Raw genomic sequence first — 14,313 nt, 5'->3', positions numbered from 1 at the left:
AGTTAACTCACTCTGCCTTTTCACCCAGAAAAGGGATCGACACGGTGACGCTACCTTCAATACCTTTACCAGAAAGAATTGACCAAGCACGACTGAAATGGACGTCGTTACAGCAACAACATCTCTATTTTGCCCCTGTACGCCACCATAGCCCTGCTTGTGCTTATGCAGTTTTATCATTAATTGATTCTGTAAAACCCGATTATATTTTAATTGAAGGTCCAGATACTTTTAATTCGCTTATTCCTAGCCTAACAGATAAAGATACCCTGCCTCCTGTTGCGATTATGGGACAAGCAGAGTATTTGCATAATGATGGAAACCAAGGAGATCGTGAGAAATCACTACACTCTGCCTATTTCCCATTTTGTGAATATTCGCCTGAATGGCAAGCTTTGCGGGGTGGTTTGCGCATCAATGCCAAAACACGTTTTATCGATTTACCTTGGGCTGCACAAGTTAATAACGAAGAATATAGTGATTCACAGAGTCGTAGCTTACAAAAAGAACGTTATTTAGCACATAGCCAGTTTATCGCGCAATTAGCCAAAAAATGCCACTGTCGTGATCATGATGATGTTTGGGAGCATCTTTTTGAATTACGCAATATTGAAGCCTTAGCAGATTGGCAAACACTGTTTAATGACACCTTTATTTGGTGCGCACTAGCACGACTTGATTATGAACCTGAAGTGCTTGAATCTGAAGGCTCTTCACAACGTGAAGCACATATGCTCACTCATATTCAAGCCATCAAACAACAAGAGCCCAATGCCAAAATTTTAATCGTCACTGGGGGATTCCATACTCTTGCATTAATTGAAGGTCTAGCACATTCACAATCTCAATCTTTCGCCATTTCTAGCACAGAACAAAAGCAATTCACTAAAATGCAAAAAATGGGTGAAAATGAACAAGCTTGGCTTATTCGCTACAGTTTTGACAGATTAGATGCACTTAATGGTTATGCTTCAGGCATGCCTTCTCCCGCATTTTATCAACAAGCCTGGCAAAGTTTAATGCAACAACATCATGATAAATCAGAGAATAATGATGCGGCAAAACAACCAACTCAAGTTTATCGCAATAAAATGGGGATTGCTTTTCTAAGCTCAGTAGCTCAGGCGATCAGAGAAAAACAATTTGATAATCCACCTAGCTATTTAGCTGTAAAACTCGCAGCAGAGCAGAGTTTACGCCTCGCTTTACTAAGAGATCATGCAGGTACAGGTCGCTATGATTTACTCGATGGTTTACAAAGTGCCTTTATTAAGGGCAGTTTAGATGATAGCCAAAGCGAGTTATGGACTGAAATTAAAACCTGCTTTTCAGGCTATCTCTTAGGTAAAATTCCATTAGGTACAGCAACGCCTCCTTTAGTTAATGAAACCTATGAACGAGCTAAAGCTTTTCGTTTCAAACTGGATGATACATTAGCAAAAACCACTAAATGTGATGTTTACCGTAACCCGCAACATCGCTTAAGAAGTCGCTTTTTACATTTATTGGCTTTCTTAGAGATCCATTTTGCACACCGTGTAAATGGCCCTGATTTTCTTTCTGGTCATCAATTAGATCTGCTATTTGAAGAGTGGCAATACGCTTGGACACCCAATGTGGAAGGCGAGCTGATTTCATTATCAGAGAAAGGCTCTCAACTTGAAGCCATCGCCCTAAGTAAGCTGTTATCAATGGAAAAACAGCTTGAAGAACAAGGGCAAAGCCGTTCAAGCCAAAGTGCAGTCACGTTATTAATCCAAGCAGCATTAATTGGGCTTCACCAGCGCATACCATCACTCTTTAAACTGTTAGATAGCTATATTCAGCAAGATTTTCGTCTTGAGTCACTCACTCAATGTGGACATAAACTGATCCATTTATGGCGAGGTCGCCAATATCTTGATATTACGGATGAGCTTTCACTTGAAAATCGCCTACATCAAGTTATTCCTCAAGCTTTCTTTTGTTTAGAACAACTGGCTCAAGGTGATGAGCAACAACAAGAAAGCAATTTACAAGCTCTGCTCTCTTTGCGTGAATTGATTGAATTTATGCCATCACTCAATAATCAGCATGATTATAAAAGTGATTTCTATCAGCAACTCAATCGTCTTGATGGTCAATTAGATACCGTGCCTTTATTAAAAGGTGCGGTAGATGCATTACGTTATTTAGGTTCATATATTGACGAAAATACGTTGGTCACCGCGCTAAATACGACCTTTAGCACAGGTAGTTCTCCCGAACATGCCATTGGTTATTTTGTCGGGATGATGCGAACTGCACCAGAGCTAGTTATTCGCTTACCGTTATTAGTCGATCACTTAAATACTTTGTTACAGCAATGGGATGAAGAACGATTTATTCAGATCTTACCTGATCTGCGTTTTGCCTTTAGCCAACTTAATCCCAAACAAAATGCAGAGCTTGCACAATATATTGCCAACGATATTGGTTTAGATACGCAAGCGTTATCTTTGTGGCAGTCAGACTTTAGCGCCAAACAGATGATTGAAGCCACCAAGCTCAATCAAAAATTACAACAGCGAATAATGGAACAAGGCATGCTTTCTTGGTTTGATGCTAAGAAAATAGAGAAAGGAGATACGACTCATGAGTCAGCATAATGACGATATGCCTGAAGATAAAATAAAACAAGCAAAACGCTGGCGCCTGATTTTAGGTCAATATGCTGATGATGCTCTTGGACAAGCCACTTTTAATACTGATGATTTAAAAGTGGAGCGCACGCTCGATTTTCTCTATCGCCGTGAATATCAACGCCGAGGATTACGCCAAGAGCGAGGACGTCATGGATCACTCGATGCCTCTCAACTCACCGCGGTGAACTGGCTTAATCAAGCACGTAAGCTATTCCCTAATAGCACATTTGAACGTATGCAATCACAGGCGATTGAACGCTATCAAATTAGTAGCTTTCTTAAAGATCCCAATACGTTAAAAGCGATGGAGCCAACAAAAGCATTAGCTAAAACATTATTAAGTTTACGCGGACGCATGAGTGAAGAAACACGAGATGCGGTTAAAACCATTATTCGTAAAGTGGTTGATGATATTTTACGTCAAATTCGCAATAACTTTCGCCAATCATTAACAGGTCGCCGTAACCGTTTTAGACGCTCTTTAGTACCAAATAGTCGCAACTTTGATTGGCGCGCAACTATTGCGGCGAATTTAAAACATTACGATACTCAAAATCGCCGTTTAGTCATTGAAACACCTTATTTTAACTCACGGATGCAACAGCACTTTCCATGGGATGTTATTCTTTGTGTTGACCAAAGTGCGTCAATGTCTAGCTCAATTATGTATGCCGCTGTTTGCGCCAGTATTTTAGCTTCATTACCTGCTGTTAATGTCTCTTTAGTGGTTTTTGATACCCAAGTTGTCGATTTATCACATTTAGCAGACGATCCCGTTGAAGTTTTAATGACTGTACAATTGGGAGGCGGTACTGATATTGCAGGTGCAATGCAATATTGCGAAAGCTTAGTCAAAAATCCTAAACGTACGGTTATTTCACTTATCAGTGACTTTGAAGAAGGTGGATCATTAAACCGCTTATTAGATTGCACACAACGCCTTAATAGCCAACAAGTTAAATTATTAGGGCTTGCGGCACTTGATGATGAGGCTCAACCTGTTTATGACTCTGCAATTGCTCAGAAACTTGCAGACAGAGGCATGCAAGTTGCAGCGTTAACACCTGAACATTTCGCACAATGGTTGGCAGAGGTAATGCAATGAGTTGGCAAACTGTTTACTTTCATTACGATGAAGACGCGCTCACTGTATTTGCTAATACAGGATTATTAAGACGCGCAAAAAAAGATGTTGATAACGAAAAAGTTTCACTCACTGATGCCAATACAGGGCAGTTTAGTAGTGATGGACAAAATGTTGTTTTACATGAAGCGGGGATCCAACAAGCCAGTTGTGATTGTTCGGCATCAGGTTGTTGTAAACATATTTTAGCTGCCGTTTTATGGTTACAAGCCAATAATAGTGCTGATAATTCAAATGACGATAAGAGTGGTGAAGCATCATCAGAAGCCATTACTGAACAGATTGAAATCGCCCCTCTGTTACCCACGCTATTTGCTCTTGAGCCGGAAGTATTAATCAAAAAAGCAGGAAAACCCGCCTGTCGTGCGGCCATTAAATTAGTTGAGCAGTGGGAAACAACAACATTAAATTTAGAAGACACAGGGACACAGTTAAAAATTCAACTCCCTGATGTTGATGAGCCTGTTATTTTCTTACAAGGTAGTGGTTACGATGGCATGTTATCGCCTTTTTCTGACTCACAGAAAAAAGCATTCCACCTTGCTATTGTGGCTAAAATATTTGAACAACATGCTCAACCTTGGGTTTGGCCTGAAGATTTAATCATTGTGCAATCTTCAAAACGCCCTCTTAATGATGAAGAGTCAGCGTTAATAACAACCATTGAACAGTTTATTTATGATCTCTTACGCCAAGGGTTATCACATATCAGCTTAAGCAGTGCCACACAGTTGCACTTATTGAATATGTCGGCTCGAGCAGAGGATTTACCTCGTTTAGCGTCTTATTTGCGAACATTAAGCACCCAAGTCAAACTATTAGCAGAAAGACATTTCACTATGGATGAAAGCAATGTCTTGCGCTTATTGGCTCATATTTCAGCCTATCTATTCCAATTATCCAATGCGACACCTGAACAGTTAAAAGTATTACGAGGACAACTTCGTCGTCAATATGACGATAAAAAAACGAGTCTCTCGCTTATTCCAATTGGTGCAAACTGGTGGACAGCACAAAGTGGTGCATTAGGAGCCACCTTTACCTTTTGGGATAGAGAAGAGAAGCAGCTCTTACAAGCGACACAAGCACGCCCTAATCAACTTGATACTCTGTTTAACCGTTATAGTGTTTGGAATAGTTTATCGTTATGGAAACAAACATCCGATAAGTTAATGCGCCGCCCTTTTTTATTACAAGAGCCTCGTATTTCTGATGAAGGAAAACTGGCGACTATTGGCGAAAGTTTTGCTCAAAGCCAAACTGATTTTCTTGATATTACGGATTACCAAAATCTACAAACTGAATTAGGGATCAACAATTGGCAAGCGTTGCCGGACTATTTTGCTAATCAACCTGAAGGATTTCTTTCGCCTCTCGTCTTACATATCAAAAGCTATAAGCCATTAATTTGGTATGAAATAGAACAGTGCGTTATTTGGGATGTTTCAGATAATCATGACAATTCAGCCTTCTTACGTCTTTATTGGGAAGGAACGATGCAAAATAATCTGGAAGAATTACGTTATCTCACTAAACGAGAATTAGAGATAGTTGCAGTCACGGTACAGCCTGTTCGACGTGATTTAAATATGGATTTATTGCCAACGACCATTTGGCTTAAAACGACAAAAGGTATTGAACTGTTTTATCTCGATTTTGACCAATTTCCGCGTAAGAAAAAACAGTCTGAGTTTATTAGCCGTATTCAAGAATATATGGCTAAACGTAAACAACAAACGGCGATGCATCACAGCGAGCCGACCTTGGCACAAAAATTCTGTCGCCCTATTTTGTCAGTATTAGAAGCCCAAGCATGTACTGGGAGAGAATTGCTTTCTGAAATGCAAAAAGAGCAGTTAGAGATAAGCAAGCATACTGCTGACGATTTAGGAATGACATTAATTGCCAACCAATTAGCTCGTTATCTGACATTAACGACACGAGATCCACAAGCTTTATTACAGTTAATTTGGCTATGCGATAATCTGCAACAATTACAAAGCCCATTACCCATTCAGCTTAATGAGTAATAATAAGTAGTAATAAGTAGTAATAAGTAGTAATAAGCAAAAAGCTATCTCTCTTTAATTAGAGAGATAGCTTATAGGATAAGAATAAATAGGCTTATGCTGGATTATCAATATCGACAAATGTCACATCGAAGTGATGTGTTTGAGCAAGCCATTCACCTAATGCTTTAATACCATAACGCTCTGTCGCATGATGTCCTGCTGCAAAAAAATGAACGCCCATTTCTCTTGCGATATGAATAGTTTGTTCCGAAACTTCACCAGTCACAAAAGCATCCACACCCTGCTCTGCTGCATCTTGAATAAAGCCCTGTCCACCGCCTGTACACCAAGCAATATTACGAATAGTTTCAGGTGCATTATCACCACAATGCAATACATTGCGTTGTAATGCTTTTTCTAAACGTGCTTTTAATTCAAGAGGTGTTAAAGGTAAATCAAACACACCTTTAGGCACCAAAGGTAATATTTCACCTTCAACTTTAACGCCCATTTTTAACGCTAACTGAGCGTTGTTACCTAAGATTGGGTGAGCATCTAACGGCAAGTGATAACCAAAAAGATTAATGTCATTACAAAGTAATGTCTTTAAGCGATTACGCTTCATTGAGCGAATAACAACAGGCTCATTTTTCCAAAAGTAACCGTGGTGTACTAAAATTGCATCCGCGTTTAATCGTACAGCTTCATCAAGTAATGCTTGGCTTGCCGTTACACCCGTTACTATTTTTTGAATATGAGGGCGTCCTTCGACTTGAAGTCCATTAGGTGCATAATCTTGAAAGTTTTCAATGCTTAACTTCTCATTAATCACTAATTCCAGATCAGTATTCTTCATTTCATTTATTTCCCTGTTATCACGAATGCCACTATTTATCTAACAATAAGATAAATAGCAATAGATGAATCGCCTTCGTTTAAATGACTCATTACTGTTTATTGTAACGTAAAAATTGAAGGTTATTTACAGATAAGGAAAAACAAGAAGGTAGCACCAAAAAAGTGCTTAAAGAGGGATAAGAATAACGCCTACTTTTGCAGGCGTTATCTTAATATTCTGTTATTTGTGACTATTTAGTGCCACTTCTGATTTTGCCAACCAAACGGGTTTATCACTTGTTTTAGACCATACACGGTGTATATAGCTATAAAATTGTGCGCGTTTAGGATGAAAAATCATAACAGGAAATGCCACAACACCTAGCGCAACAGCACCAGTACGACGGGCTAAAACATGTTTTTTTGTATATTCGTTATAAGCTGGCATAGTGCTCTCCTGTATAGAGATTAATTTGATGACTGAAATTTTACCTCATTTGATGAAATTTTACTACTGATCAGACCACTTAATTCGTGCGAAAAATCACCTTTATTTTGCTTGATATGTAATTAAATTTCATAATGAAAACAAAAAAGAAACAAAAATGACATAGTTATTAACAAAGTAAGATCAGTATTTTTACTTAATTAAGTTCATAATAAATAATTTCAGCCATATATTATCAGAAAGGAAAAAAATCAAACCGGTGAGGAGATATGAGATATTCGAGAATGAGGTTTACTGCTAAAAATACAGATCCACTGCTAAATAGTATTATTATGAACAATATATTCAACAGTGAATAATTAAATATTTATTCAGGAAAATCAAGAGAATCAACATCCATTGAATGGTGAATAAGGCGAGCAATAAATAAGGTATTATTCTTTGGTAGATAATAGATTGAGTGTTTTTTAAACTCCAATCGTCTCATACCATTACACACCCAACTACACTCTCGCCCAATCCAGAGTGCTCTAGCAAGTAGCTCAAATGTCCGTTTCAAGTCATCATGATATTTCTTTGCCTGAATTACACCAAATTGTTGTATGGTATAACGCGCAATTTGATAAATATCTTCTTCTGCTAACTCAGAAAGTTTATACATTTAAATCCTTTTCAGCTCTTGCAAAAATATCATCCATGTTATTTTTACTTTCTGGTGAATTCACACCATCTAGCACCATTTTACGAACTATTTGGATCCGTTCTTCTCTAATTTCCATCATACGTAAAGCGTCTCTTATTACTTCAGAGGTATTTCCATAACGTCCTGAGTTGATCATTTCACCAACAAAGCCATTAAAGTGTTCACCCAAAGTCACACTAGTTACTCGAGCCATAAATCCTTCCTACATTGTATTACTTAGTAATACAACATTAGCAGTAAATTCATTCTTTCGCCAGTTAATACCATAAAAAAATACCCCAAAATCGAAAACCAATTTTGGGGTATTATTTAATAAATAGAGAATTTTATATCTTAAAATACCCTAAACTTTATTTCTTAACCGTTTTGCCTTTACCGCGTAGGGTTTCGGTTAACCCTTTAAGGAAATATCTCACGAGTTGATCGCCACAGTTACGATAGTTTTTATGTCCAGGCTTACGGAATACTGCACTGAGTTCTGGCTTAGAAACACGGAAGTCTGCAAGCTCATAAATCTTTAAAATATCAACATCTTTTAACTCAAAAGCGACACGCAGTTTTTTTAAGATAATATTATTGGTTATACGTTTTTCAACTTCAGGTGCTGGAAAATTCTCATCTTTGCCACGACGATAAAAAATTAGACCATTTAAAAAATGCCCCATCGCATTATCGTCACACTCAACAAACTCAGGCTCATCGTCTTTTTTCAGCCAACTATTTACTAACTCTTTTGTGACTGTGAAATCAGCCAGTTTCATGATTTCAACAACATGTGCATCACTTAGATCCAGCATGTAACGTACACTTCGTAAAACAAAATTATTTTGCATTGTATTGATTATCCACTCTATTTTTAATTCTAAATCAACCTCAATGATGGATATCAATGCTGTGATCTAAAAATATTCAATAATTAAAAAAATACACTCTACCTTTAGGTAGAGTGTTATTCTATATAAATAGTTTATTGTACTAACTTATTTGTTAGCAAAAACATTATTTACTATTTCAATGGCTTCTTTTTCAATTAATTCACGATGCTCAGGGCCACGGAAGCTTTCACAGTAAATTTTATAGGCTTCTTCAGTGCCAGAAGGACGAGCCGCAAACCAACCGTAATCGGTCATTACTTTTAAGCCACCAATAGATGCACCATTACCTGATGCATGTGTTAAACGTGCAGTAATTGGATCACCTGCTAAGGTGCTTGCAGTCACCATTTCAGGTGATAAACGTGATAACAACGCTTTTTGTTCATGGGTTGCTGATGCTTGAATACGGTTATAGCTTGGTGAACCAAAACGTTGTGCTAATTCGTTGTAATGCTCTTGCGGATCTTTACCTGTTACAGCTTTCATTTCAGCAGCCAACAGACATAAAATGATACCGTCTTTATCAGTTGACCAAGGTTTACCATTAAAGCGTAAGAAAGATGCACCTGCACTCTCTTCACCACCAAAGCCAAACTCACCACTAAATAAGCCTTGAACAAACCATTTAAAGCCAACAGGCACTTCAACTAATTCACGACCTAAATCTGCTACAATACGGTCAATCATTGCACTTGAAACCAGTGTTTTACCCACTTTTACATCTTTAGCCCATTGTGGACGATGACGGAAAAGATAGTTAATTGCAGCCGCTAAATAGTGGTTAGGATTCATTAAACCAGAAGGTGTCACAATACCATGACGATCGTAATCAGGATCGTTAGCAAAGGCTAAATCAAATTTATCACGTAATTGTAATAAGCCTTCCATTGCCCATGGTGATGAACAGTCCATACGAATAACACCATCGTGATCAAGCGTCATAAAACGGAATGTCTGATCAACTTGATCGTTAACTAATTCAAGATCAAGATCATAATACTCACCAATACGTTTCCAGTACTCAATGCCTGAACCGCCTAATGGGTCAACACCTAATTTTAAGCCCGCTTTCTTAATTGCTTGCATATCAACAACGTCACCTAACGCTTTGACATAAGGCATAATTAAGTCTTGTGCTTGAATATAACCACTTGCTAATGCTTCATCATAAGAAAGACGATTGATCCCTGCTAAATTGTTCTCAAGCAGTTCATTGGCACGTTTTTCAATCACTGAAGTTAAATCGGTATCAGCAGGTCCACCATTTGATGGATTATATTTAATACCGCCATCTTCGGGTGGATTATGAGATGGAGTGATCACGATACCATCAGCAATATCTTGATGTGCTTCGTTGTATGTCAAAATAGAGAAAGAGACTGCCGGTGTTGGTGTATAGCCATTATTTTCTTGAATAATCACTTTAATTTTATTGGCAGCAAGTACTTCTAAAACAGAAATAAATGCAGGCTCTGACAGTCCATGAGTATCTTTACCCACGTAACATGGCCCTGTTACTCCATTCTTAGCACGTACTTCAGCAATAGCCTGCGCAATTGCCAGAATATGTGCTTCATTAAAGCTATGGCGATTTGCACTTCCACGATGACCAGATGTACCAAATTTCACACGATGAGCGTTATTGCTAGCTTCTGGTTTAAGTGAATAATATTGAGACGTTAATTGCGCCACATTAATCAGATCACTTTGACGAGTATGCTGCCCTGCTCTTGGATGAATTGCCACAAATCTTCTCCTATTTGACATCACAATCACGCTTTAAACAAAAGCCTTTGCAATGCATCAATTAACAATAGTGGTTAGATAGTTCCACACACCTTATCAATCTCATTTGCAGGGAATTGCATATCCTGCATGATGCTTTGTACCATCGTTCTCTTACGCTCTGTGTTCGAGTTAGTGATAACCCAAAACGGCGTGCCTGAAATATGGCGCGGTTTTGTATGACGTCCACTATCGAGTAATGTTTGTTCATCACCAGCAAAATAGATGCGTGTTCGTCCATGTACTGTTTCAGCAGATTGAGTAAAAGTAGCGCTATCTAGGCTATATAACGTAGAAAGGATCTGTAAAAAACGATCAACTGATTTTGTTTTTTCTGCGTAACTATCAGATAACAGCAGTTCTCGCATTTCACGGATCGGATTTTTTGCTGGTGTTATAGGTGTAGGTTCAGCTTCCTGTTTAATAACAGGTACTTGTACTGACTCAGTGACAACGACTGGTTGTACGGGCTGTTTGGCATCGAGCTTCAGTAGACGCCTTAAAATATCTGAAGCGCTTTCACCGATATGTCTAGTTTCGCTAGCAATATAGCGGTAAAGTTCGTCATCAATTTCTATCTTTTTCATTGCTACCCAGTACTATTTTCAAAAAAAAGTAATTAGGATTATAAGATATAATCTTTAAAAACAAAATAGGCAAAATTTCAATAACTTAAAGAGGATCTATTCAAGATCCTGCCATTTTAAAGGCTAAGCTCGGTATTTATCCTATTGTTTATCTTGGTATCATCTTCTATTCTTTGAACTTATTCGCACAAAGCCAGTTTTAAACGCCGCTATATCACACTATCCCAGCCCCCAAATAATATAAAATTCTAATTATTTATTTTTGAGCAATGTCAAGATTTCAACTTTTTGAATAAGTTTGGAATATACATCTGGATAATGGCATTTTTATGGTTTTTTATAAATTTCTCTTATTAATTATTTCTGAACTTCATTACTCTTTCATATTATTGCGATAAGTTGGCTTAGCATCTTGTGCATGTCATCATAGAAGAAAATCGCAATCATCTTGGTCATTAATATGAAACTCAATACATTACTAAATTATCAATTACACCAACCTGAAACGACACCTGTATCTAATTTACCTATCGTCTTGATCCATGGCCTCTTTGGTGATCTCAATAATTTAGGTGTTTTAGGTCGTGCACTTCGTCAAGATAATACCGTGATACAAATTGATGTGCGTAACCATGGACACTCTCCTCATAGCGAAAGTATGAATTATCAAGATATGGCGCAAGATGTGCTCGCATTGCTTGATAGTTTAACTATCTCAAAAGCCATTATTATTGGGCACTCAATGGGAGGCAAAATTGCGATGGCGATGACAGCATTAGCTCCCGAACGTATTGCAAATATTGTTGTGATTGATATGTCACCCGTTGCTTATAACGTTCGCCGCCATGACAAAATTTTTGCAGCGCTTGAAGCCGTAACAGAAGCTAAAGTCACACGTCGTCAAGATGCTGTGGAAATAATGCGTCCTTTTATTAAAGAGGAAAGTGTGATCCAATTTTTACTCAAATCATTCAAAAATGGTGAGTGGCTATTTAATTTACCTGCAATAAAAAATGCTTATTCAGACATTATTGGCTGGCAAGAGGTGCCTGCTTGGCATCATCCTGTATTATTTATTCGTGGCGGTTTATCACCTTACATTTTAGATGAGTATCGTGAAAACATCGCTCGTCAATTTCCGCTCGCGACTGCCTTTGTTGTCGCAAATACAGGGCATTGGGTACATTCAGAAAAGCCAGATACCGTTATTAAGGCTATTCGTCGTTTTTTAGCGAAAGCTTACTTAACAGCTTAAAATAACGTCACTGAAAAATGATAATTTACTAGAATGTATAATTATTGTGCTTAAAAATAGCGTCTGTTGATAAAAAGACCAAATCACAATAAGTTAAACTCAGGAAGCAGTGGCGAGACATCACTATGTGGGGTATTATTGGGCGTTTCGCAATTTAGTCATTGGTATACGCCCTTTCACAGCAAAATTTATGGCAAAAGAACAAACTGATCGCACCACACTGGATTTGTTCGCAGATGAACGCAGACCTGGGCGACCTAAAACAAACCCGCTTTCTCGGGATGAACAGCTTAGAATTAATAAACGCAATCAATTAAGACGTGACAGAGTTAATGGTTTACGTCGAGTTGAGTTAAAATTAAATGAAGATGCTGTAAATGCTCTCAATGAGTTGGCGACAGAAAGAAACGTCAGTCGTAGTGAACTTATTGAAGAAATATTACTAGAGCAATTGGCGCAAAATAACGCCTTAAAAAGGCATCAAAACAAGAATAGCTAGCAGATAAACCACACAAATTCGACAGAATTAGCCTGCTATTTTCGTCAAAATACGTTTTTAGTTTTCTATTATGAAAACACAATGCTTATCTTTCACTAGTAATTGTTCAAACACAGACAAATATACTCTAAATATTTTGAAGTGTAGCTAGGTGACAAGTGAATGAATCACTAGAAACATACAAGAAGTATGTGACTTGTGGAAATATACGTAGTCAATAACGCTACAATTTGAAATATAACGAATTTAGAATAAAAGAGGTTATCTCACTTTATGGCAATCATAGGAATATTCTTCGGCAGTGATACTGGCAACACTGAAAATATTGCCAAAATGCTTCAAGAAAGACTGGGCGCTGATAATGCCGAAGTTCATGATATTGCAAAATCCAGTCAAGAAGACATCGAAGCGTTCGATATTCTGTTACTAGGTATTCCTACTTGGTATTATGGTGAAGCACAATGTGATTGGGATGATTTTTTCCCAACACTAGAAGATATTGATTTCAATGGTAAGCTTGTTGCACTATTTGGTTGTGGTGACCAAGAAGACTATGCAGAATATTTCTGTGATGCAATGGGTACTATCCGCGATATTATTGAACCTCGTGGTGCAGTTATCGTAGGACATTGGCCAACCGAAGGTTATCATTTCGAAGCCTCTAAAGGGCTTGCAGATGATAATCATTTTATCGGTCTTGCGATTGATGAAGATCGTCAACCAGAATTAACCGAAGAGCGTGTTGACGCTTGGGTTGCTCAAATCAAAGAAGAAATGAGCCTAGACGAAATTTTGGGATAATATAAATACTCAATATTGAGAATGATAATTATTCAATGGTGTGCTAAGATAGTGTGATAGGTGGGGTGTTTATTTTTAAATATCATGCCTATAATCAATGAGGTTATTTATTCACCCGAGTATTAATGAATAAAGCCCATTTGTGAGCACAAAAATTAAATTCACCATTAGCAACAGGATTAAATCCGCATGACCGACAATAATAAAGCGTTAAAAAATGCTGGGTTAAAAGTTACACTTCCTCGCTTAAAGATCTTGGAAGTGCTCCAGGATCCTGAGTGCCATCATGTCAGTGCTGAAGATCTCTACAAAAAACTTATCGATATCGGTGAAGAGATTGGTCTGGCAACAGTGTATCGCGTCTTAAACCAATTTGATGATGCTGGTATTGTTACCCGACATAATTTTGAAGGTGGTAAATCAGTATTTGAATTAACTCAACAACACCATCATGACCATTTAATTTGTCTTGATTGTGGCAAAGTTATTGAGTTTACAGACGATGCAATTGAATTACGCCAAAGAAATATCGCTGAACGTCATGGTATCAAACTTTCCAATCATAGCCTTTATTTATATGGCCATTGTGCTGAAGGTAATTGTAAAGAAGATAGCCACGCACATGATGAGAAATAATTCATTCTGGATAATCTCTCAGTAAAAAAAAGGAACTGTGAACAGTTCCTTTTTTATTGCCCTATGTT

At 37.8% G+C, this 14,313-nt stretch carries 14 protein-coding genes; 7 read left to right on the top strand and 7 right to left on the bottom strand.

Annotation, left to right across the window (positions count from 1 at the left end; all coding sequences use genetic code 11):
- Positions 1-44 precede the first annotated feature (44 nt).
- From JEP71_RS09040 to JEP71_RS09030, 3 genes are read left to right on the top strand one after another with little or no spacing between them, the layout of a single operon-like run.
- Positions 45-2,627, top strand: a complete 2,583-nt coding sequence (locus JEP71_RS09040; protein ID WP_198626119.1) for a DUF5682 family protein — start codon at positions 45-47, stop codon at positions 2,625-2,627.
- Positions 2,614-3,768, top strand: coding sequence for a VWA domain-containing protein (locus JEP71_RS09035; RefSeq protein WP_198620409.1), 1,155 nt, complete (start codon positions 2,614-2,616; stop codon positions 3,766-3,768). The genes JEP71_RS09040 and JEP71_RS09035 overlap by 14 nt, the downstream gene beginning before the upstream one ends.
- Positions 3,765-5,837, top strand: a complete 2,073-nt coding sequence (locus JEP71_RS09030; protein WP_198626118.1) for an SWIM zinc finger family protein — start codon at positions 3,765-3,767, stop codon at positions 5,835-5,837. Before JEP71_RS09035 ends, JEP71_RS09030 begins: the two co-directional genes overlap by 4 nt.
- A 94-nt stretch (positions 5,838-5,931) precedes the next feature.
- Here JEP71_RS09030 and JEP71_RS09025 read toward each other — a convergent pair whose 3' ends face one another.
- From JEP71_RS09025 to seqA, 7 genes are all read right to left on the bottom strand, one after another.
- Positions 5,932-6,675: a type 2 GTP cyclohydrolase I gene (locus JEP71_RS09025; RefSeq protein WP_109373941.1), complete on the bottom strand. Its 744-nt coding sequence runs from the start codon at positions 6,673-6,675 to the stop codon at positions 5,932-5,934.
- A gap of 222 nt (positions 6,676-6,897) precedes the next feature.
- The gene (locus tag JEP71_RS09020; protein ID WP_036912074.1) at positions 6,898-7,104 is read right to left on the bottom strand and encodes a YbfA family protein; all 207 of its coding nucleotides are present in this window, start codon (positions 7,102-7,104) and stop codon (positions 6,898-6,900) included.
- 367 nt (positions 7,105-7,471) lie between these two features.
- Positions 7,472-7,765, bottom strand: coding sequence for a type II toxin-antitoxin system RelE/ParE family toxin (locus JEP71_RS09015; RefSeq protein WP_198626117.1), 294 nt, complete (start codon positions 7,763-7,765; stop codon positions 7,472-7,474).
- Complete coding sequence (locus JEP71_RS09010; protein ID WP_109373939.1) at positions 7,758-8,000, bottom strand: type II toxin-antitoxin system ParD family antitoxin; 243 nt, start codon at positions 7,998-8,000, stop codon at positions 7,758-7,760. Before JEP71_RS09010 ends, JEP71_RS09015 begins: the two co-directional genes overlap by 8 nt.
- 157 nt (positions 8,001-8,157) lie before the next feature.
- Positions 8,158-8,640, bottom strand: coding sequence for a DUF1456 family protein (locus JEP71_RS09005; protein WP_098943871.1), 483 nt, complete (start codon positions 8,638-8,640; stop codon positions 8,158-8,160).
- Positions 8,641-8,787: 147 nt separating this feature from the next.
- A complete protein-coding gene (gene pgm / locus JEP71_RS09000; RefSeq protein WP_198626116.1) occupies positions 8,788-10,428 on the bottom strand; it encodes a phosphoglucomutase (alpha-D-glucose-1,6-bisphosphate-dependent) in 1,641 nt (546 codons plus the stop codon).
- A 74-nt stretch (positions 10,429-10,502) separates the two neighbouring features.
- On the bottom strand, positions 10,503-11,054 hold the full coding sequence (seqA, locus tag JEP71_RS08995; protein ID WP_196573948.1) for a replication initiation negative regulator SeqA: 552 nt from the start codon (positions 11,052-11,054) through the stop codon (positions 10,503-10,505).
- 460 nt (positions 11,055-11,514) lie between these two features.
- Here seqA and ybfF point away from each other — a divergent pair, with 460 nt between their 5' ends.
- From ybfF to fur, 4 genes are all read left to right on the top strand, one after another.
- Positions 11,515-12,309, top strand: coding sequence for an esterase (gene ybfF / locus JEP71_RS08990; RefSeq protein ID WP_198626115.1), 795 nt, complete (start codon positions 11,515-11,517; stop codon positions 12,307-12,309).
- 190 nt (positions 12,310-12,499) lie between these two features.
- Positions 12,500-12,808, top strand: coding sequence for a LexA regulated protein (gene ybfE / locus JEP71_RS08985; RefSeq protein ID WP_198626178.1), 309 nt, complete (start codon positions 12,500-12,502; stop codon positions 12,806-12,808).
- A 273-nt stretch (positions 12,809-13,081) separates the two neighbouring features.
- A complete protein-coding gene (gene fldA, locus JEP71_RS08980) occupies positions 13,082-13,609 on the top strand; it encodes a flavodoxin FldA (RefSeq protein ID WP_004244384.1) in 528 nt (175 codons plus the stop codon).
- 189 nt (positions 13,610-13,798) lie between these two features.
- Entirely contained in the window at positions 13,799-14,245 is a 447-nt protein-coding gene (fur, locus tag JEP71_RS08975) for a ferric iron uptake transcriptional regulator (RefSeq protein ID WP_023581171.1), read from the top strand.
- Positions 14,246-14,313 lie beyond the last annotated feature (68 nt).

This window comes from Proteus sp. PR00224 (assembly GCF_016238105.1).
Classification (GTDB): Bacteria; Pseudomonadota; Gammaproteobacteria; order Enterobacterales; family Enterobacteriaceae; genus Proteus.
Note: the sequence above shows the minus strand (reverse complement) of the source record. Positions and strands in the feature narration are given on the sequence as shown.

Coding starts and splice junctions, on each gene's coding strand:
- JEP71_RS09035 (WP_198620409.1), top strand. CDS start 2,614: ATGAGTCAGCATAATGACGATATGCCTGAAGATAAAATAAAACAAGCA.
- JEP71_RS09030 (WP_198626118.1), top strand. CDS start 3,765: ATGAGTTGGCAAACTGTTTACTTTCATTACGATGAAGACGCGCTCACT.
- JEP71_RS09025 (WP_109373941.1), bottom strand. CDS start 6,675: ATGAAGAATACTGATCTGGAATTAGTGATTAATGAGAAGTTAAGCATT.
- JEP71_RS09020 (WP_036912074.1), bottom strand. CDS start 7,104: ATGCCAGCTTATAACGAATATACAAAAAAACATGTTTTAGCCCGTCGT.
- JEP71_RS09015 (WP_198626117.1), bottom strand. CDS start 7,765: ATGTATAAACTTTCTGAGTTAGCAGAAGAAGATATTTATCAAATTGCG.
- JEP71_RS09010 (WP_109373939.1), bottom strand. CDS start 8,000: ATGGCTCGAGTAACTAGTGTGACTTTGGGTGAACACTTTAATGGCTTT.
- JEP71_RS09005 (WP_098943871.1), bottom strand. CDS start 8,640: ATGCAAAATAATTTTGTTTTACGAAGTGTACGTTACATGCTGGATCTA.
- seqA (WP_196573948.1), bottom strand. CDS start 11,054: ATGAAAAAGATAGAAATTGATGACGAACTTTACCGCTATATTGCTAGC.
- ybfF (WP_198626115.1), top strand. CDS start 11,515: ATGAAACTCAATACATTACTAAATTATCAATTACACCAACCTGAAACG.
- ybfE (WP_198626178.1), top strand. CDS start 12,500: ATGGCAAAAGAACAAACTGATCGCACCACACTGGATTTGTTCGCAGAT.
- fldA (WP_004244384.1), top strand. CDS start 13,082: ATGGCAATCATAGGAATATTCTTCGGCAGTGATACTGGCAACACTGAA.
- fur (WP_023581171.1), top strand. CDS start 13,799: ATGACCGACAATAATAAAGCGTTAAAAAATGCTGGGTTAAAAGTTACA.